Origin of the sequence: Acinetobacter sp. FDAARGOS_724 (assembly GCF_013364475.1) — a bacterium.
Classification (GTDB): Bacteria; Pseudomonadota; Gammaproteobacteria; order Pseudomonadales; family Moraxellaceae; genus Acinetobacter; species Acinetobacter variabilis.
In genome coordinates this window covers 479,884-498,238 of sequence record NZ_CP054908.1, presented here as the reverse complement: position 1 = coordinate 498,238, position 18,355 = coordinate 479,884, and the positions used below count along the sequence as shown (strand labels likewise).

Annotated in this window: 19 protein-coding genes, 2 tRNA genes and 2 pseudogenes; 10 read left to right on the top strand and 13 right to left on the bottom strand. The window is 41.3% G+C overall.

Annotated features, from left to right (window positions below):
• Window positions 1–500 precede the first annotated feature (500 nt).
• The 8 genes and pseudogenes from ssuD to FOC32_RS03730 all read right to left on the bottom strand — a co-directional run bounded on the left by ssuD (window position 501) and on the right by FOC32_RS03730 (window position 5,818).
• A complete protein-coding gene (gene ssuD, locus FOC32_RS03765) occupies window positions 501–1,709 on the bottom strand; it encodes an FMNH2-dependent alkanesulfonate monooxygenase (protein WP_175966402.1) in 1,209 nt (402 codons plus the stop codon).
• A 281-nt stretch (window positions 1,710–1,990) separates the two neighbouring features.
• Window positions 1,991–2,737 (bottom strand): ATP-binding protein, encoded by a 747-nt coding sequence (locus tag FOC32_RS03760; protein WP_002058176.1) that lies wholly within the window; start codon window positions 2,735–2,737, stop codon window positions 1,991–1,993.
• Window positions 2,738–2,747: 10 nt separating this feature from the next.
• Window positions 2,748–3,137: pseudogene (locus FOC32_RS03755) on the bottom strand (hypothetical protein); the annotation flags it as partial.
• A gap of 29 nt (window positions 3,138–3,166) precedes the next feature.
• Window positions 3,167–3,868 carry an IS1-like element ISPa14 family transposase gene (locus FOC32_RS03750; RefSeq protein WP_001223318.1) on the bottom strand — a complete coding sequence of 234 codons (702 nt, stop codon included), beginning with the start codon at window positions 3,866–3,868 and terminating at the stop codon, window positions 3,167–3,169.
• 59 nt (window positions 3,869–3,927) lie between these two features.
• A pseudogene (locus FOC32_RS03745) lies at window positions 3,928–4,098 on the bottom strand (DUF1376 domain-containing protein); the annotation flags it as partial.
• A 68-nt stretch (window positions 4,099–4,166) separates the two neighbouring features.
• Complete coding sequence (locus tag FOC32_RS03740) at window positions 4,167–4,415, bottom strand: hypothetical protein (protein WP_001084944.1); 249 nt, start codon at window positions 4,413–4,415, stop codon at window positions 4,167–4,169.
• Window positions 4,405–5,589: a site-specific integrase gene (locus FOC32_RS03735; protein WP_005233321.1), complete on the bottom strand. Its 1,185-nt coding sequence runs from the start codon at window positions 5,587–5,589 to the stop codon at window positions 4,405–4,407. Before FOC32_RS03735 ends, FOC32_RS03740 begins: the two co-directional genes overlap by 11 nt.
• Window positions 5,590–5,602: 13 nt before the next feature.
• Window positions 5,603–5,818: a hypothetical protein gene (locus FOC32_RS03730; RefSeq protein WP_175966400.1), complete on the bottom strand. Its 216-nt coding sequence runs from the start codon at window positions 5,816–5,818 to the stop codon at window positions 5,603–5,605.
• Between the two features lie 110 nt (window positions 5,819–5,928).
• On the opposite strand from FOC32_RS03730, the gene FOC32_RS03725 reads away from it, so the two are divergent.
• Window positions 5,929–6,135, top strand: coding sequence for a helix-turn-helix domain-containing protein (locus FOC32_RS03725; RefSeq protein WP_004280956.1), 207 nt, complete (start codon window positions 5,929–5,931; stop codon window positions 6,133–6,135).
• A gap of 391 nt (window positions 6,136–6,526) precedes the next feature.
• Here FOC32_RS03725 and FOC32_RS03720 read toward each other — a convergent pair.
• Together FOC32_RS03720 and FOC32_RS03715 are read right to left on the bottom strand one after the other, a co-directional pair.
• A tRNA-Gly gene (locus tag FOC32_RS03720) sits at window positions 6,527–6,602 on the bottom strand.
• A gap of 45 nt (window positions 6,603–6,647) precedes the next feature.
• Window positions 6,648–6,723, bottom strand: a tRNA-Gly gene (locus tag FOC32_RS03715).
• Between the two features lie 230 nt (window positions 6,724–6,953).
• On the opposite strand from FOC32_RS03715, the gene FOC32_RS03710 reads away from it, so the two are divergent.
• The 5 genes from FOC32_RS03710 to FOC32_RS03690 all read left to right on the top strand — a co-directional run bounded on the left by FOC32_RS03710 (window position 6,954) and on the right by FOC32_RS03690 (window position 9,756).
• Window positions 6,954–7,262: a BolA family protein gene (locus FOC32_RS03710; RefSeq protein WP_004780643.1), complete on the top strand. Its 309-nt coding sequence runs from the start codon at window positions 6,954–6,956 to the stop codon at window positions 7,260–7,262.
• A 9-nt stretch (window positions 7,263–7,271) separates the two neighbouring features.
• On the top strand, window positions 7,272–7,664 hold the full coding sequence (locus FOC32_RS03705) for a SirB2 family protein (RefSeq protein WP_005233322.1): 393 nt from the start codon (window positions 7,272–7,274) through the stop codon (window positions 7,662–7,664).
• Between the two features lie 61 nt (window positions 7,665–7,725).
• Entirely contained in the window at window positions 7,726–8,562 is an 837-nt protein-coding gene (locus tag FOC32_RS03700; RefSeq protein ID WP_175966398.1) for a ParA family protein, read from the top strand.
• A gap of 13 nt (window positions 8,563–8,575) precedes the next feature.
• Window positions 8,576–8,968 carry a hypothetical protein gene (locus FOC32_RS03695; protein WP_005233324.1) on the top strand — a complete coding sequence of 131 codons (393 nt, stop codon included), beginning with the start codon at window positions 8,576–8,578 and terminating at the stop codon, window positions 8,966–8,968.
• Between the two features lie 194 nt (window positions 8,969–9,162).
• The gene (locus FOC32_RS03690; RefSeq protein ID WP_175966396.1) at window positions 9,163–9,756 is read left to right on the top strand and encodes a threonine transporter RhtB; all 594 of its coding nucleotides are present in this window, start codon (window positions 9,163–9,165) and stop codon (window positions 9,754–9,756) included.
• Window positions 9,757–9,781: 25 nt separating this feature from the next.
• Here the strand turns inward: FOC32_RS03690 and FOC32_RS03685 are convergent, their stop codons facing one another.
• Window positions 9,782–10,420, bottom strand: a complete 639-nt coding sequence (locus tag FOC32_RS03685; protein WP_004780651.1) for a DedA family protein — start codon at window positions 10,418–10,420, stop codon at window positions 9,782–9,784.
• A 481-nt stretch (window positions 10,421–10,901) separates the two neighbouring features.
• Here FOC32_RS03685 and guaA point away from each other — a divergent pair, with 481 nt between their 5' ends.
• A complete protein-coding gene (gene guaA, locus FOC32_RS03680) occupies window positions 10,902–12,470 on the top strand; it encodes a glutamine-hydrolyzing GMP synthase (RefSeq protein ID WP_175966394.1) in 1,569 nt (522 codons plus the stop codon).
• A 69-nt stretch (window positions 12,471–12,539) separates the two neighbouring features.
• Here the strand turns inward: guaA and FOC32_RS03675 are convergent, their stop codons facing one another.
• On the bottom strand, window positions 12,540–13,607 hold the full coding sequence (locus tag FOC32_RS03675) for a GGDEF domain-containing protein (protein ID WP_228761276.1): 1,068 nt from the start codon (window positions 13,605–13,607) through the stop codon (window positions 12,540–12,542).
• A gap of 315 nt (window positions 13,608–13,922) precedes the next feature.
• Entirely contained in the window at window positions 13,923–15,275 is a 1,353-nt protein-coding gene (locus FOC32_RS03670; RefSeq protein ID WP_175966392.1) for a GGDEF domain-containing protein, read from the bottom strand.
• Window positions 15,276–15,597: 322 nt separating this feature from the next.
• On the opposite strand from FOC32_RS03670, the gene FOC32_RS03665 reads away from it, so the two are divergent.
• The 3 genes from FOC32_RS03665 to FOC32_RS03655 all read left to right on the top strand — a co-directional run bounded on the left by FOC32_RS03665 (window position 15,598) and on the right by FOC32_RS03655 (window position 18,256).
• Complete coding sequence (locus tag FOC32_RS03665; RefSeq protein ID WP_077067961.1) at window positions 15,598–16,626, top strand: transposase; 1,029 nt, start codon at window positions 15,598–15,600, stop codon at window positions 16,624–16,626.
• A 251-nt stretch (window positions 16,627–16,877) separates the two neighbouring features.
• Window positions 16,878–17,825: a pirin family protein gene (locus FOC32_RS03660; protein WP_175966390.1), complete on the top strand. Its 948-nt coding sequence runs from the start codon at window positions 16,878–16,880 to the stop codon at window positions 17,823–17,825.
• A 32-nt stretch (window positions 17,826–17,857) separates the two neighbouring features.
• Window positions 17,858–18,256, top strand: a complete 399-nt coding sequence (locus FOC32_RS03655; RefSeq protein ID WP_175966389.1) for an OsmC family protein — start codon at window positions 17,858–17,860, stop codon at window positions 18,254–18,256.
• Window positions 18,257–18,355 lie beyond the last annotated feature (99 nt).

Below are 18,355 nucleotides of genomic sequence, written 5' to 3'. Positions count from 1 at the left end.
TTTAAATCTTTTTTATTATATAAGCCGCAAAAAGCAAAAGCGTTAAAATAACTTTTATCACCCATAAAATTACACAACTAAGCTATTGATTAAAAAATGACATACTAGAGACCGTAAAACTAACAGTGTTGGCTTAAAAAATATTCATTACTATCAATAGGTTATTCACATCCCGAATATAACCTAGCTATAGAGAAGTCATTTTTCCTGTGTTGCATTTGCTAAAAAAGTTGGGATATTGACACCTTGATGATTAACTTTAGCAAAGTAGCTTGCTGGTCTAATCTCACCGTATAACTGGCTACCACTTTTTAAAACAAAGTCTATCAGTTAAAAGGTTTATCAGTTAAAAGATGTTTATCATGGCTAGGGTGGATTCCACACACCCTGTCGGATGATAGGTGTCTAATGATAGGTATAGACGAAGCGAAAAACGTGCTTTAATTAGCACGTTTTATCACAAGCATTGAAGACGCCTTTAATATGTCTTTAAGATGAATTTAAGAGGCGATGGCGTGTTTAGGTGCAGCAGTGGTAGGTGTTTTTGGGGTTGCAGTGTCACGGGTTTGTTGCGGTGGTGCATAGTTATTAGCGACAATCTCACCAAACGGTCCTGTCAAATTTGGCTTGACCAAGGTGTTTTTGGTGTCTTTCGGTAATAATGGGAAAACCAATTCAGCAAACCGATACGCCTCTTCTAAGTGTGGATAGCCTGAAAAAATAAAGTTATCAATGCCCAAATCGGCATACTCTTGAATACGCGCGGCAACAGTTTGTGGGTCGCCCACCAGTGCGGTGCCTGCGCCACCACGTACCAGTCCAATCCCTGCCCATAAGTTGGGCGAAATTTCTAAGTTATCACGGCGACCGCCATGCAAGGCTGCCATACGTTGTTGTCCCACCGAGTCCATTTGGGCAAATTTGGCTTGGGCAGCGGCAATGGTGTCGTCATTCACATGACTCAATAATTCATCAGCGGCTTGCCAAGCGGCTTCATTGGTTTCACGCACAATCACGTGCAGACGAATACCATAGCTTAATGTACGACCTTTGGCAGCGGCTTTGGTTTTAAGCTGCTCAATCTTCTCTTTGACGGCGGCAGGCGGCTCACCCCACGTCAAATAACTGTCAACTTGTTCGGCAGCCAGTGTTTGCGCCGCCTCAGATGAACCGCCAAACCACAAGGGCGGATATGGCTGTTGTAGAGGGGGGTACAGCAATTTAGCATCTTCTACTTGCAAGCGTTCACCGTTAAAAGTAAAGGATTCGCCTGTGTGCGAGCGAGTCAAAATCTCTCGCCAAATCGTGGTGTATTCACTGGCTGTCTGATAACGCGTCGCGTGGTCTTCAAAGATGCCATCGCCTTTAAGCTCTTGTTCATCGCCGCCTGTGACCAGATTAAGCAGCAATCGACCATTTGATAATCGATCAAAGGTGCCTGTCATGCGAGCAGCAAGCGCGGGTGTCGTCACCCCAGGGCGTAATGCCGCCAAAAACTTTAAGCGAGTGGTCGCATCAATGAGACTAGCGGCGACCAACCAAGGGTCTTCACATGAGCGACCTGTCGGAATCAACACGCCCTCATAGCCAAGGTTATCGGCTGCCACTGCAATTTGCTTCATATAGGTATGGTCAACGGTTCTTGCCCCTTTACTCGTGCCTAAATAACGACTGTCGCCATGTGTCTGTATAAACCAAAAAATTTTCATCGTAACCCCTGCTTGTAAGCTCAAAAATTGATTAAGATAACTCGCCTTCGGTCGTCTTTGCGTAAGTCCTATTAATAAGTACGCTATTCGGTAGTAATTATTTTGATACCGGTAATTCATTAATGAACTTTATGATTTTCAACATAAAATGATAGGATTTCCTCTCTTTTTCTAGAATTTTTCTGTCTATATTTTAGAGAATAAAGTTGAGATTTTTAGAAATTAATTATAAAAAATGCCAATTATATCAATAAGATAATTGGCGGTAGTAAAGACTTCTTTTATCCGGTGATGCGTCTATCATCCCAATAACACGGTACTACAATCAAATTGTTTTCATGTAATCGTGACCATAATCGGACACCTAAATCTCGCTGCATATTTTGGACTGTGAAGTTGGAAATCAGCAGAGTAGATTTCATGTTGTCATAACGGCTATATAAGACCTTATGCACCATCTCCAGGCGTTTTTCATGCCGGTCATGCAGGCCATATTCATCAATCACCAATAAATCAAAACTGGAGAAATGGTCGATGACTTCTTTCTCAGAGCGTGAAGCATCTGACCAGGTATCCATCATTTTTTGAGCAATTTCTGCGCTGGTATAGTAGCGTGCAGATTTTGTACTGTTATGCAGAATGTTGCGAATGATTGACGCACTCAGATGAGTCTTTCCTGTACCCGGTGTACCAATGAGCAGTAGGTTTGGATAATGGTCAGAAATAATCTGCTGTGCAAAAGCCTGACATAGTTTGATGGCATTGTCTTGTGCAGGACATGCAACTACATAATTCTTGAAGCCACGATCCAGGTAGCGTTTATTGAGCCCTGAGTTTTTGATTTTCTGTTGTAGCAATCGCTGTTGCAACTCATCTGCATAGGCTGCATGTGAGTGATGGACGGTTTCTTTGGCACACAATTTACATAGCTTGTGACCAGCGATTTCCATCAGGGGTATATGATGGGTAGGGCAAAGTGTTTCCGTTGTTTCTGTGCGAAACTGGAGCGTTTTAAGCATGGTATTCATGATCACTCTCCTAAATCCATTTGGAATTTTCTAAAAAATCCTCATTTTTTTCTTCAAAATTTGAAGATGAAGATGAAGATGAAGATGAAGATGAAGATGAAGATGAAGATGAAGGGCATGGTTCAAGCATGACTTGAGTAATACTCGGGTTCTTCTCAGGAGCTGCTTGAGCATTTACTTTTCGTTGCTTGGCTGATGCTTGAGCATTACTTGCGGATTTCCCCCAACGTACTTGAGCTGCATTTTTAGCTTTATCAGATTTCATTTGCTGATTTTGCAATGCTTGGCTTTTTAAACTGCTTAAGAAATTTGAATGAATCTGCTCAGACTCGACTTCAAACAATTCTAGGGCCATCAGCGTATTTAACAAAGTTTTAGCCTTGGTGTGCTGCGGTAATTTCGGGTGGTGTTTCAAAAAGTATGCTGACATTAAATGAAGCCATTATTGATGTAAAAAAAGGTTAAGTCGAAAGCTTTAAAATGGTTTTCAATCTTTTTTGAAAAATTACAACTCCTTCTAAAACCGCGCCTAATTCGATGCCTTATTTTGCAATTATTACCTTCAATACCTACAGTAAAAAATTTACCAATACTTTGCTTGCAGTTTTTAAAAGCAGTGATGAAACTGTCCCAATGATCACTTGCAATTCGGGTGTAGTGAATACCTAATTGTTTAAGCTTTGTCTTCAATCGTTGAACTGTAGCTAAGTCTCTTTTACCCCAAACATAAGCAACAATCTCACCTGTTTCTCGATGGTAGGCGTAAATAAGCCATTGTTTATTATTTTTATTTCCCACGAAAGTCCAAAACTCATCAACTTCAAGAGACTCATAATGACTTTGTTTAGGCTGAATTTGGTAGGTCGATTCGGTTAAAGTACGTAAAACTTTACCGATACTGATTCGCTCAACTTCAGCGATATCTCGTATACCACTACCTCTGACCATCAACTGTAATATTTTTCGAGTAATGCCTGAATTACATCCTAGATAGCTCAGAGCATGGTCACCAATAAACTGACGTTTACAGTCTTTGCACTGATAGTTTTGTTTCCCATCTACTTTGATGCCATTTTTCTTTATACTGTCACTGAGGCAGGTTGGACATTTGATTTCTAGAGTTATTCGCATTTCTCTATTTTATCAAAATTCAACCTGCTTTGTTTCAGCATACTTTTTGAAACACCACCTAATTTCGTGATGCTACAAACAGTCGCTAGGTCGTGAGGAATGGCACCATTTTTCCAGAAATCCATCATTAACAGCAGTGCCGCACCAATTTGTTCTGCCGTCATTCGTGCAAATTTTGCCTGTAGGTCGCCAATATAGAGTGGCATCCAAATTGAAATATCTTTATGCATGTGTTCACCTTTTTATAGGTATAGAGGGGCTAAGGTCATCGATTTGATGACCTTTTATGATTGTTTTATTAGTGAGCTAGGCTCATTAACCGGAAACGGGCCTGTTGAGCCAAGTCATCGTAATGAGCTTGCCCTTCATCCAGCATTCGCTGTAGCCAGAGTCTTAATGCTTGGTGATCATCGAAGCATTTATTGATTTCCAGCAAAAAGGCCAGATTGTGCAGTTTGGGAATGTGTAGCTCATGGATTAATTCACGAGCGACCATATCTGCTTCTGGGCTAACGACTACGCCGCCAAAAAAAGCTTTACTGTTCATGGACAAGCTTCTCTGTATTCAGTCTCTCCAGCATGGCTTCAAAAGCACTACCATCGCGGCGCGTAACATTAGGGATGTAACGGCTATAGACCCGGAATAGCATTTCAGTCGTTGAATGTCCCAGCTGGCGTGCAATCCATTCTGGGTTCTCGCCTGCCGACAGCCAGAGCGTAGCTGCAGTATGACGTGTTTGATAAGCACGACGAGGTTTTAGCCCTAAATAGCGTAGCAGGGGATGCCAGACACGCTTATTGACCAGGCGATAATCAAGCGGCCCACCATCGCGATTACAAAATACAAATTCTGATTTTCCAGAATTTAAGCTTTTTTGTTGCAGAAAGGCCTGATAAACCCGATCACTCATCTGGATCGTGCGGTCAGAACCATAAGTTTTGGTTCCACCAAGCTCCCCATTCACCAATGCTTCACGAATGTGGATTTCCCGACGTTGTAAGTCCACATTTTTCCATTGCAAGCCATCGATCTCACTGGTGCGCATACCTGTGAAAAATCGAACAGTATAATAAGGCTTAAAATCATCACGAACTGTGGCAAGGATTGCGTGTACTTCCTTTAATGAAAAAGGTGTTACTTTAATCTTTCCTTGCTTTAAGTTCTTGATATTTTTATAAGGGCTATCAAATTCATATCGTTCGGCAGCACTATCGAGTATCATACGAAGCACTATCATAATCTGGTTGATTCTTGATGGTGAAAGGCATTCTTGGTTTTTTCCGTGAGTCACTTTGGCGAGGGATGAACGGAATCCAAGAATGTCTGACTTTTTAATATTAATAACAGGAATTGCGCCAAAAAAAGGGATCAAGTACTTTTTGATTACAATTTGAATTTTCTCCTTATAACTTGTACGCCACTCTATTTCTTTATCAGTGAACCAGATTTCACAGAACTTTGAAAATAGAGGTGTTTTAGAGCTGATTTCATTTACTCTGTTTTCTGCATTTTTGATTTCTTTCAAACGAGAACTTTTTGGAAAGTACTTAGCATAGTCAAAAATACCCAATAAGATTTCCGCTTCCATTCGCTCAATCACTTTTTCAAGCTTTTTGCGATTCGGAGCATTGTCTTCAAGAGCTGTTGTTTCACGACAACGGATGTTTAAGTATCGAAAATCGACACATAACTTACCGTATCTAGTACGGATGGCAGCCATAATAATATCCTCCTTATTGAAGTTGTAGGCTGTGTAGCGAGCCTAAAGTGGTTTTAGTCATATCTTCTTCAATACTCTCCCATACATATAAAATTTTGCGTCCACCAAAAGGGCGGATGTAATGAATACCTTCGATTAGAACGCTATCCTTTAACTGATTACGAATGGTACGTTCGTTATAATGGATTCGTTCTGCCAATTCTTTTGTAGTAATATAAGTAAGATTCATGTTTGTATCCTTTTATAAAGTATCACAATGGTGTTATTTAAGATCACAATGCAATAATAAATGCGCTTAATACATCATGCAAGTACTTTATTACACAATGGTGGTAATTAATGATAGTTTGTAACTTGCCTGTTCTTTTGGCGGAACGAAGAATGAAAGTGGCAGATGTAGCTCGGGCAACCGGAATGAGTAAGACGACTTTACATAAGCTTTATAATGGTCAATCAACTCGTATTGATTTTGAAACATTAGAAAAATTGTGCGTATTGTTAAATGTAGACGTTGGTGATTTATTAAAGTTCAAGCCAGATGAATAATTATTGCTAATAAAAAGCGTCATATAATTTAATAATTTTCTAGTTAGTATATTGTTTTTATTAAGTATTTTTGGTGACCAAATTTGGTCACCATTTTTTATAAGAGATTAAAAAGCTTTAATGAAAGCCATAAGGCAGTGCTTCAGGTTTTTTTAAAAATTACTCAGTTCATATTGAGTAGAATTCATGCAAAAACTTAAACATGTTGATCTATAGTTGACATTGATAGGGCACGTTTTGGTCACTTTTGGTCACGTAAGCCCACTCTTAACTGATCTAACTTAACTTTTTACTCACTTTGAAGCTGATAGCTTTATAGACTGAAAGAAAAAATGTTATTTAAAATCAACAACGAAAAAGCCCCAATCTTTCGATCAGGGCTTTTTGAATTTGGAGCGGGAAACGAGACTCGAACTCGCGACCCCAACCTTGGCAAGGTTGTGCTCTACCAACTGAGCTATTCCCGCAGGGTCGATCGATTTTTTACTTTAAAAAATGAACAAAAAAGAATTTGGAGCGGGAAACGAGACTCGAACTCGCGACCCCAACCTTGGCAAGGTTGTGCTCTACCAACTGAGCTATTCCCGCATGCCGTGTATAATACAGCATGCAAAAACAGGGTCAATAACTTTATGAAAAATCTTGTGTCGATTGCATAAAATAAAAGCAATATTCTCTGTGCTTCCAGACAATTAGACAAAATTTATGCAAAATTTAATGAAATCTCGGCACAATCAAATAATTGCAGACATTTCTTGCACCGAAATAGCGGATAGAACAGGGTATACTGGACCCATATCTTGAATCGGAGTCAGGCCATGAGCTTAGAACAACAACTGAAAGACCGTTTGGCACAATTGTCACCTACTTACCTGGAAGTCGTGAATGAATCTTCGGGTCATGGTGGATATTTTCCGGGTAAGGAATCGCATTTTAAGGCGGTGATTGTCAGTGAAGCCTTTGCCGGCCTGCGTGCGGTACAACGCCATCAAAAGGTCTATGCTGCGGCAGGTGATTTGCTATCTAAAGATAAAATTCATGCCTTGGCAATTCATGCTTTCTTGCCTGAAGAGTGGACAGGACAGGATACGTCTAGTCCGGAATGTGCACATGCACCAAAAAACTAAGAGGACTTTATGGATACCCAGCTTTTAGTCAAGATTATTCATATGTCTGCGGCAGGACTGGCCATTGTGGCCATTCTTGCGCGTGCTATTACCCTGTTTATGGGTACACAGGGCAATCAACCGAATCCAAAAGCACGTGTATTTCTGGTCGCTTTGCAGCACTTGGTAATTAGCGTGATTGCCTTAACTGGGATTATTGCCCTGTTTTTAAAGAATTTTGATGTACAGCCTTGGTTTTATGCCAAAATTATTTTATTTCTGGTGCTGATTTCATCCTTGGGCAAAGCGTATAAAAAAGATGATTCAATCCTGCTGGTACAACGCCGTGCTGGCTTATTTATTGCTGTGGTTTCACTTATTGCGATTATGGTATTGGTCATGATCAAGCCGAATTTTGGCTAAATTATTCATCAGTCAATGAACTCAAACATACTGATCATCAGAAAAATAAAGAGGGGTGTTTATGCATACTCGTGTGGTTTTTAATCAGAAAGGTGGGGTGGGGAAATCGAGTATTGCAGTCAATTTGGCAGCAATCAGTGCGCATCAGGGGCTCAAAACCTTATTGATCGATCTTGATCCGCAGGCAAACTCCAGCCAGTATTTACTAGGGGATGATGCAACTTATTCGAGTGACAAGCCGGCGCTGGAGCCGAATATTGAAAACTATTTTGAAGATGTATTGGGGAACCAGCAGAGCAAAAGCTTAATTGGTAATGCGATTGGTTCCATTCTCAAGACCCGGGCTAAAGGGCTGGAAAGTTATCTGCATCAATCACCTTTTAAAAATCTGGATGTCATTCCGGCCAGTCCAAGTTTGGGCACATTGGCCCATGCACTGGAATCCAAGCATAAGATTTACAAGCTGCGCGATGCCTTGCAACCACTTGCTGAGCATTATGACCGGGTATTTATTGATACTCCGCCAGCATTTAATTTCTTTACACTTTCAGCCCTGATTGCTGCAGACCGTGTTCTGATTCCGTTTGACTGTGATGTGTTTTCTAAACGGGCCTTGCACACTCTGATTGAGAATGTCATCGAAACTCAGGATGATCATAACGAACGTCTGGCAATTGAAGGCATCGTGGTCAACCAGTTTCAGGCTCAGGCAAAACTGCCTCGCGAAGTGGTACAGCAACTAAGAGATGAAGGTCTTCCGGTACTAAACAGCATGTTGCCACCGTCGGTGCTGATGAAAGAGTCACATCAGAAAAATCAGCCATTAATTCACTTGGCAACTGATCATAAATTGACTCAGGCCTATCAATCATTGTTCAATGAGATAGAGCAGCATTAAGATCGAGTTAACTATGAAACTTGTGAAAATAAGCCTGGCGATCAGCATACTTAGCTTGCTGAGTGCCTGTGCAACGACGGTCAAACCGACCTATGTTTCACCCACTCATTATCAAACCCTCAACTGTCAGCAGCTTCAGGGGGAATACAACCGTATTCAGCAATATCTTGATAATGGTGTTGAGCCGCCTAAACGTACAGGTGTCGGCGTAGGGGTAGGCATCGGTGGTGGCTGGGGCAGCCGCGGTGGCTGGGGCATTGGTCCGAGTGTATCAGTGAATATGGGACAGTCTTCCAATACCAAACGCACTGAAACGGCACGTCTACTGGGTGAACAGGAAGCTATTGTACAAGCTGCAAAATTTAAAGCTTGCCCAATTGTTGTCCGTCAAAACACCAATAAATAGCCCTCTAAATATCAAAAAAATGCTGACTTTAAGTCGGCATTTTTTCTATCTTAAAAATGATTGCTCAAGTGACACAGTTCACAGTATTCACCAGAAAAAATGACCGATGCGCATAAAATTTTGAAAGATCCCGTCTTGTGATCAGAACACGAGATTGGTTAAGGTAATCACCTTGTCTGATATGTTTAACCACCATGATTGAAAACTGGCTCTTTGTTTTTGCAACAATAGCAGTGCTAATGATCCCTGGACCTGCCAATGCATTGGTGGCCAGTTCTGCCTATCAGCAGGGAACAGCCAAAACCAGTCTGTATATTCCTGTCATTCTGGCGGGGTATTTATACGCGATCAATGGGTGGGCTCTGCTGGTTCATCTGTTTTCACCGATCTGGCCCAGTTTTCAGGAACTGGTGCATGTGCTGAGTGCAATTGGTGTGGGCTGGATGACCTTCCATTTATTCAAAGCACGGCAACTGGAACAATATAATCAGAGTCATCCTCAGATCCGTCCCTGGCAGATGTTTAAGGGAACCTTGAAAAATCCCAAAGCAGCGCTTCTGGCGACCGGAATCTTGCCGCTGTCTAGTTGGGAAAGTCCGAGTAACTTTGTTCTAGTCTTTGCGATTTTTACTGGGATTGCCTTGCTTGTTGCATTGTTCTGGATGATCTTTGGTCAAGCGATTCTGGCGGGAGAGTCGGCAAAAAGAAAAGCCGACCTGATTTATAAAGGGTCGGCTCTGTTTTTACTGCTTTGTCTGATGCCGTTGCTGATTAATTGGCTAGAATAAATATTCAATCAATAATTCTAGGCTTTCAGGCGATTTTATTTTTCTTGAGTTTCTGCTGAATAAAGCCAATCACACCTGGCATGACACTTAAAATAATGATACCGAAAATCAGATGAGTGAAGTTGTCTTTGACGATTGGCATATTGCCAAACAGATAACCCAGGATCACAAACGAACTGATCCAGAGAAAGCCACCGATTATATTGTAAGTCAGGAAATATTTGTAATTCATACTTCCCGCACCAGCAACAAAAGGTGCAAAGGTACGTGCAAAAGGAATGAAACGGGCAAAAATAATGGTTTTACCACCGTGTTTCACAAAGAACTGCTGGGTAGCAAGCAAATGCTTTTTATTGATAAAACGTGATTCAATCTCAAATACACGTGGCCCAATATATTTACCAATATGATAATTCAGGGTATCGCCCAGCACTGCCGCAGTGAACAGTAGCGGAATCAGTACCCATGGATCCATTGCACCCGTTGAAGCCGCTAGTGCACCTGATGCAAATAACAGGCTGTCTCCCGGCAGGAATGGCATCACCACCAGTCCCGTTTCAACAAAAATAATCAGGAAAAGAATGCCATAAATCCAGATGCCGTAATTGGTAATGAATTCGAGCAGGTGATCATCAACGTGGAGGATAAAATCAAGCAGTTCCATAGGGAAAAAACAAGCGAAAAGGTGATCAAATCCTAACAGTCTGGGGCATGAAAGTCAGTACCGAACAGGAAAATAATTGTCCGCTCATCCCTGAGGGGTGAATTAAAAAGTTATCTTACAAATTGGCGGTAAATTCCTATAAAACAGGCTTAGCATGAAAATGTCATTAAAATAAAAATCAAAAGGTGGCTCACATGTTTAACCCTAAACGCCATCCCAGTGAAGACCGTGATAGAGGTAAGCGAAATAAACTTTCAATAGCAACTTAACTGGCCGGTCTTAAAATATTGAAATCCAAATAGCGTAAATATATTGAATTCTGGGGAGAGAAGGGAAAGCTCTCCTGCTGAATCGAAAGCTTAATTCTATTTAAAAAAATAAACTGCTTAATTATTATGCGGATGGGAATAGTGTGCTTAAGCCTAATAAAAATGCTAGAATACGGCGCTTATCTTTCGTTTGCCTTTCATAGTTGTTTGTCATGACTACCAATACTCAAATTACTGAAGATCGTATCCTGATTCTGGATTTCGGTTCTCAATATAGTCAGCTCATCGCACGTCGTGTCCGTGAAGCTGGTGTATATTCTGAAATGTATGCCTATGACATGTCTGAAGAAGACATTCGCGCATTTAATCCAAACGGTATCATCTTGTCTGGTGGACCTGAAAGTGTTCACCTGGAAGGCAGCCCGCGTGCGCCGCAAGTGGTATTTGAGTTAGGTGTACCTGTACTGGGTATCTGTTATGGCTTGCAAACCATGTGTGAACAGCTTGGCGGTAAAGTTGAGCCAGGTACTGTACATGAGTTCGGTTATGCAGAAGTGGATATCGTGGTACGTGACCAGCTGATTGGTCAGCTGCAAGACCGTGAAAACCAGCTGCATGTCTGGATGAGTCATGGTGACAAGGTTGCACGTATTCCAGAAGGCTTCCAGGTGACTGCAAGCACACCAAGCTGTCCGATTGCCATGGTGTCTGATGAAACTCGCCGTTTCTATGGGATCCAGTTCCACCCTGAAGTGACACATACTTCGAAAGGTGCAGAATTACTGTCTAACTTCGTACACCAGATTTGTGGTTGTCGTGGTCTGTGGACACCAGAACATATTATTGACCTGCGTGTAGAACAGCTTCGTGAACAGATTGGCAATGAAAAAGTATTGTTAGGTCTTTCAGGTGGTGTGGATTCATCAGTTGTAGCTGCGCTTTTGCACAAAGCAATTGGCGATCAGTTGACTTGCGTATTTGTAGACAACGGTCTGCTTCGTTTGAACGAAGGCGATCAGGTGATGCAGATGTTTGCAGACAACATGGGGATCCGCGTGATTCGCGCTGATGCTGAAGACCGTTTCCTTTCTGCTTTGGCTGGCGAAGTTGATCCAGAGAAAAAACGTAAAATCATCGGTCGTGAATTCATCGAAGTCTTCGCTGAAGAAGCACGTAAGCTCGATGGTGTAACCTTCCTTGCACAAGGTACGATTTATCCAGACGTGATTGAATCTGCTGCCAGCAAACAAGGTAAGGCACATGTCATCAAGTCGCATCACAATGTAGGTGGCTTGCCTGAAGATTTGGCATTTGACCTGGTTGAACCATTGCGTGACCTGTTTAAAGATGAAGTACGTAAATTGGGTACAACTCTAGGCTTGCCACACAGCATGATCTATCGTCATCCGTTCCCAGGTCCAGGCCTTGGTGTTCGTATTCTGGGTGAAGTGAAAAAAGAATATGCTGATATTCTTCGCCTTGCTGATGACATCTTCATGCAAGAACTTCGCGCAAGCGGCTGGTACGACAGAACTGCTCAAGCTTTTGCCGTATTCCAACCAGTGAAATCTGTGGGTGTGGTCGGTGATGGCCGTCGTTATGCATGGGTAATTGCACTTCGTGCAGTTGAAACCATCGACTTTATGACAGCGCGTTTTGCACATCTTCCATATGACCTGGTAGACCGTATTTCTACACGTATCATGAACGAAATTGCTGAAGTTTCTCGTGTGGTATATGACGTTTCATCTAAGCCACCAGCAACAATTGAATGGGAGTAATTTTCTAACGAAAATTACCTATAAAAAAGAGCGCTTCGGCGCTCTTTTTTATTATTTTTCAAATGACATTTAAGCCGGTTTAACCTGCCAGTTTTGAAGTTCTCCAAGCAAACCTTGGTCAAGTTCAGGATCATAACACTCGACTCGGTTCCGACCATTGGCTTTAGCCTGATACAGGGCAATATCAGCCTGTTTAATCAGCGCCATTAAATCCGTTTCACTACTTTCCAGAATGGCTGCACCAATTGAAACGGTGAAATCGAGACGATGCCCATGTTCCAGATTGACCATAATATTCTCGATTTTGTGTCTTAAACGCTCGGCAATTTTGAGTGCATTATCTAGTGAAGTTTCAATAAGGCATGCGATAAATTCTTCACCCCCATAGCGTGCCAGCACATCATGGCGTCGCATTTCATTGCATGTGGTTTGAGCAATCATCTGGAGCACTTGATCTCCAACATCATGTCCATAACGGTCATTGATCTGCTTGAAATGATCGACATCAAAAACCAGCAAACTGATTGGAGCAGGCTGTTTAAGATTGTTTTGGATCAGCTGTTGTACCAGATATGCGAAACAGCGTCTATTATTCAGACCTGTCAGCGAGTCAGTATGGGGGAAATTTTCAAAAGGCTGACGATGATATTCATTCAGGGTATGTTGCAGGAATACCAAACGGGATTTTAGTGTAGAGCTCCAACTGATATATAAACTGAAGGTCAATACCGGCATATAGATCAGGGAAAACAAGAACATCTGATACAGATTAGCTTGGGTATTGAAATACACACCAATATAAATTACCAATGTAATCAGACCGGAATTAATCAGACTAGGCCAGAGGCGGATCTGCATACATAAATTGGCCAGGACAATAAAGACCAGTGAAGCATATTGATAAATGAGTGTATGCGGACTTTCAGACTGATTCAGATTAAAAAACCAGATTGCACTTGCTCCGATAATCGAGGTCGGCAACAGCAGGTCAAATACAGGCAAATTCCGGTAAAAATGATACATCCAGATGGTAATCAGCACGATCACCAAGGTATAGCCTAGCTTGGTCAGAATGAGCAAATTCATAATGTCATTCAGTACCGGAATATCGGCAAGGGTATAGGAGGCATATGCCACCTGTGCAAATAGGTTTACCTACAACAAATATTTTAGAGTGAGCTGTTTCTGATGGCTAAAGTAGGCAGGTTTTAAAGACCCAGGAATACGAACAAGATGATCGTGAAGAGCATCCTGAAGCAGGAGGCGAGCTTCTTCTTCATATTTATCTGGCATATCTCCTTCCCACATTAAATCCAAAGAAATGAATAAGATGAATACTTATATTTGTATGAAAAATATTCTATTATTTTAGAAATTATTTGAAAAGCATCACAAACAGATTTAGGTCTAATTCTTAAATTCTTGTCTAACAATCTTGGTTTTGCTCTCAACTTACAAAGCAGACCAAGACTGTTTCGCTTTATGATGAGCGCCAGACTGCTCCTGTTTATTCAAAGGTTTAAATACATTCCAGGGATTTGGAGAGAGCGGTTTAGTCGGTTGCAGCATATTAGGATGATAGACCCTAATCCGGTTTCGTCCTGCTTTTTTGGCTTCGTAAAGCGCAATATCCGCATGCTTAATCAGGTCTTCAAGTTCCTGTTGTGGAGATTCAAGTTCAGCAATACCAATAGAAATCGTGAACTGGATTTTCTTGTCAGAATTGATGTACATCACCTGCTTTTGAATCGAGCAGCGAATCCGTTCTGCAATCATCAGGCAATCCTGTAGCTGGGTATCTTCCAGCAAGGCAATAAATTCTTCTCCACCAAAACGTGCCAGTACATCACTAGAACGCATTTCTTTACGGGTAATTTCAGCAATCAGTTGTAGCACCCGGTCACCCACATCATGACCATAATTGTCATTGATTTTCTTGAAATAATCGACATCAAACATCAATAGGCAGGTGCTGGCAGGCTTTGGCCATTGATGGATTGAACGTTCCGCCATATCCACAAAATGACGACGATTAAATAATTGGGTCAGATCATCAGTATGAGCAAGATTTTTTAAGGTTTGATAGTTCCATTCATCCAGCAAAGTGCGTAGAAAAGAGCGCCGTATGTTGATGATATTATTCCAGTTAATATAAATACTAAACGCCCAGAGAGGTGTGAAAACAACGGTGAAAATAAAGGCCTGCGATAGACTCATGAGATGAGTCACTCCAATCATGATAAACAGGGCGATAAAAATGGAACAATACAAGGCACCCTTAAACTCAGTCTGTACACAGAGGTTGGTAATTAAAATAAAGATCGCAGAAGCATAGATATAAGTCGACACATGCGGGCTGCTCGACAGCAGGAGCAGGCCAATCCAGGTCGCTGCAGCCACAGTCGTGCCCACAGGCAAAATCATGTCCAGAACCCGGATATTCTTTTGATGATTAAACAGGTAATAGCAGCAAAACATGACAGCAATGACCAGTGATACCCGGATCAGGCCAGACAGGAAAAACATGTCAGGAATAATAAAAATATCGGCAAAGAAATACAGCAAAAAGGCGATCTGCGCCATGTAATTAATCTGGCGAAGATTTTGATGACGATGCACATAAAGATAGTTATAAAAGTACTGCTGGAATTGCGCAGGAATAGGTGCAGCGCGATGTACAAGCGCATCTTCAATTAACTGGCGATTTTGCAGATCACATTCGGCCAACTTTAATGATCTATCCGTGGTCGAGTTTTGAAAAGACATATTCGCCATTGAATATATATTTTCATTCGAGGATGACATGTCTTGATCCAATCTTATTTTTATTGAGCCCTATTATGAACCAAATGAATAAAAAACAATCTCCCTAGAATCAGGGGGTAGCACGATTTTTAAAAAGAAAACGTAACAAAATTTTTGTTTTTGTGAACATAAAGCTAGACGGATCACATTTTTATAGATTGCTGATTTTAAAAGTTTATATAAATAAAAATGAGCGTTTCACGTGAAACATGAGCAGGATGAATAAGTTGATTTAAACGAGATAATGTTGATTACTTGAATGATTATAGGACTTACGCATTGAGGGATTTAAAAAAGTCTCAAACTACTTTATAACGTATCTGTGATCAGACGAACTAAACATGCTTCTACAGCAACTTGTACATTACCCATTTATATGGGCTTTCTCATGACAGAACCAAACTCTATTAGCTGCACACAACTTGCCGAGACTTATAATATCTCGCATGACAGTGTAAATCGCTTTTTGGAGCGTGAAGACTACACAGCTCGCGATCTATATCAAGAAGCAATTCAACACATTGATAATAATAAACTTATAGTCAGTATTGATGATACTGTTTTAGATAAGCCATATAGTCAACATATGGACTTAGTTAGCTATTTTTGGTCAGGTAAACACCACCGATCCGTCAAGGGTATTAATCTCATTACCTTGTATGCGACAGATCAACATGGCAAAAATATTCCAATTAATTTTCGAATTTATGATAAGTCAGAAAGTAAAACCAAGAATGATTACTTTATGGAGATGTTAAGTGAAGTACTCGATTGGGGTGCAAAGATTCAATTCATTACAGGTGATAGTTGGTATTCATCGACTGAAAATCTAAAAACCATAAGAAAACATGGTATTCGATTTATGTTTGGTGTCGACAGTAACCGTAAGGTTTCCCCTGAAAAAGGACAATGGTTTCAACTCCGTTTATTGCCGAATTTTCATCAGGGTCAAGTGGTCTGGCTCAAAGATGTTGGCTTTGTACAATTATTTAAGACTCAGTTAAAAGAACAGCAGAGATTTTATATTGTGCATCAAGATGAAGATGATTTATTGTCCTTTGATGGTTTTTATGAATTACATTCAAGTCATTGGAAAATAGAACAATATCATCGAGTAATTAAACAGGTTTGTCATATTGAAAAGTTTCAAGTAAGACGATCCAAGCTGATTTTGAATCATATTTTCTCAGCCTTGATGGCCTATGTTGAGATACAAAAGAACCAGTTTGAGCGGATCTTTGAAAATGTATATCGTTGGCAGAAGAAATTATTTAGACCAATTATCAAGAACTTTATTGATGAATTTATTCTCGATAAGAATCATCTGCTGCCACAGAAAATCTATAAATAATAGTGCGTAAGTCCTAGATTATATAATTCATAACCAAGAACTTGATTACAGTCTTTGGAAGACCGAAGCCTTTAAGTATCTGAACTGTTCTGATGAGTAGCACATTTTATACGTATCGAAATATTTCCAAAGATAGATTTTGCGGGTAGACGCGGTACATTGTTCTATGAGATAGACATCTTGTGATGATCAGGGAAAGATGTCTTGATACAGCATACAGCCAGAATGAACTTGCCGAGGTCAGCTCAACCATGTCGAATAATAATGATATTGAACTGTCAAATTCAGATGATTGTGAAAAGTATATCAATCAGTTCATACAGGAAGTTCCTTTACGGCGTGCGGAAATCGGGCAGGGAACCGTCATTAAACGCGCCTTGCCGAGTCGGCATAAACGCATGATTGGCGCCTGGTGTTTTCTGGATCATGCCGGTCCCACTCAATTTCCTCAGGGAGATGGTCTGGATATCGGACCGCATCCGCATATTGGCCTGCAAACTTTTACCTGGATGATTGAAGGCACCATGATGCATAGTGACAGTCTGGGTAACCGGCAATTGATCCGGCCGAAACAGGTTAATCTGATGACTTCAGGCTATGGCATTTCGCATACAGAGGTTTCACCGGAAACTGAAACCAAAATGCATGCAGCACAGCTCTGGATCGCCCTTCCTGATGACAAGATCAATATGGCTCCGACGTTCGATCATTATCCGGAATTACCTGTGATCGAAGAACAGGGCATTCAATATACGGTCCTGGTCGGGGAATTTCTGGATACACTATTACCAGTTAAGGTTCATACCGAACTTTTGGGGGTGGATCTATTCGCTGCTGAAAGTACCCGTGCCCGTCTGAGTTTAGATCCAAGATTTGAATATGGTTTTATGGCCCTTGAGGGGCTGGCAAGTATTAATGGGCATGAACTGACTGAAGATAATATGGTGATTCTTGAACCCGGATTACAGCATGTGGATGTCGAAATTCATGCCGGTGGACGAGTCCTGCTGATTGGTGGAGAGCCGTTTGAAAGCCCTATTTTATTGTGGTGGAATCTGGTGGGTCGTGATGTGGAAGAACTTAAGCTGGCCCGTGAACAGTGGATGATGGGACACCCGCGTTTTGGCACCATTCCAAGCTATGATGGCCCACGTATGGAAGCACCTGCATTTCCGGAACATATGCGAGCTTCCAAATAACTTTTACATAATTATAAGAACAAAGGATCAGTATGGCCCGAATCGCAATTGCCAAAATACAGAGCTTAACCATACCGTGGCAGGGAGAAATCAGTCATGGCCAGCATCATTACCTGACTGATAAACCTGAATCCTTCGGCGGGCAGGATGCAGGTCCTGCACCTTATGATCTGCTTTTGGGCAGTCTGATCTCTTGCACCATGGTTACGTTGCGCATGTATGCCAAACATAAGGACATTGAACTGGGCGACTTTCAGGTTGAAGCAGAATTTTTTGCCCATAAAGAAGGGCAGGAATGGATTGAACGACGCTTAAGTTTCGATATTACTCATGATTCGGCTTTGCAGCAGAAAATTCTGGAGATTTGTGCCAAAACCCCGGTGACCAAAACCCTGTTACGCAGTCTGGAGATTCGCACTAGCCTGATTTAAGCTAAAGAGGGTACGCTATATCCGGTAGGGAAAATGTAAGTAGACTAATAAACTATTTAATCAGATCTGGACTTTTTGCTATGCTCACGCAGTAATAAC

What these genes read in the sequence shown, in the direction of transcription:
- FOC32_RS03705 (WP_005233322.1), top strand. Translation starts at nt 7,272, where the DNA reads ATGGATACCCAGCTTTTAGTCAAGATTATTCATATGTCTGCGGCAGGA.
- FOC32_RS03730 (WP_175966400.1), bottom strand. Translation starts at nt 5,818, where the DNA reads ATGAATCTTACTTATATTACTACAAAAGAATTGGCAGAACGAATCCAT.
- FOC32_RS03695 (WP_005233324.1), top strand. Translation starts at nt 8,576, where the DNA reads ATGAAACTTGTGAAAATAAGCCTGGCGATCAGCATACTTAGCTTGCTG.
- FOC32_RS03690 (WP_175966396.1), top strand. Translation starts at nt 9,163, where the DNA reads ATGATTGAAAACTGGCTCTTTGTTTTTGCAACAATAGCAGTGCTAATG.
- FOC32_RS03655 (WP_175966389.1), top strand. Translation starts at nt 17,858, where the DNA reads ATGGCCCGAATCGCAATTGCCAAAATACAGAGCTTAACCATACCGTGG.
- FOC32_RS03760 (WP_002058176.1), bottom strand. Translation starts at nt 2,737, where the DNA reads ATGAATACCATGCTTAAAACGCTCCAGTTTCGCACAGAAACAACGGAA.
- FOC32_RS03660 (WP_175966390.1), top strand. Translation starts at nt 16,878, where the DNA reads ATGTCGAATAATAATGATATTGAACTGTCAAATTCAGATGATTGTGAA.
- FOC32_RS03740 (WP_001084944.1), bottom strand. Translation starts at nt 4,415, where the DNA reads ATGAACAGTAAAGCTTTTTTTGGCGGCGTAGTCGTTAGCCCAGAAGCA.
- FOC32_RS03735 (WP_005233321.1), bottom strand. Translation starts at nt 5,589, where the DNA reads ATGGCTGCCATCCGTACTAGATACGGTAAGTTATGTGTCGATTTTCGA.
- FOC32_RS03700 (WP_175966398.1), top strand. Translation starts at nt 7,726, where the DNA reads ATGCATACTCGTGTGGTTTTTAATCAGAAAGGTGGGGTGGGGAAATCG.
- FOC32_RS03725 (WP_004280956.1), top strand. Translation starts at nt 5,929, where the DNA reads ATGATAGTTTGTAACTTGCCTGTTCTTTTGGCGGAACGAAGAATGAAA.
- FOC32_RS03710 (WP_004780643.1), top strand. Translation starts at nt 6,954, where the DNA reads ATGAGCTTAGAACAACAACTGAAAGACCGTTTGGCACAATTGTCACCT.
- FOC32_RS03685 (WP_004780651.1), bottom strand. Translation starts at nt 10,420, where the DNA reads ATGGAACTGCTTGATTTTATCCTCCACGTTGATGATCACCTGCTCGAA.
- ssuD (WP_175966402.1), bottom strand. Translation starts at nt 1,709, where the DNA reads ATGAAAATTTTTTGGTTTATACAGACACATGGCGACAGTCGTTATTTA.
- FOC32_RS03670 (WP_175966392.1), bottom strand. Translation starts at nt 15,275, where the DNA reads ATGTCATCCTCGAATGAAAATATATATTCAATGGCGAATATGTCTTTT.
- FOC32_RS03750 (WP_001223318.1), bottom strand. Translation starts at nt 3,868, where the DNA reads ATGCGAATAACTCTAGAAATCAAATGTCCAACCTGCCTCAGTGACAGT.
- guaA (WP_175966394.1), top strand. Translation starts at nt 10,902, where the DNA reads ATGACTACCAATACTCAAATTACTGAAGATCGTATCCTGATTCTGGAT.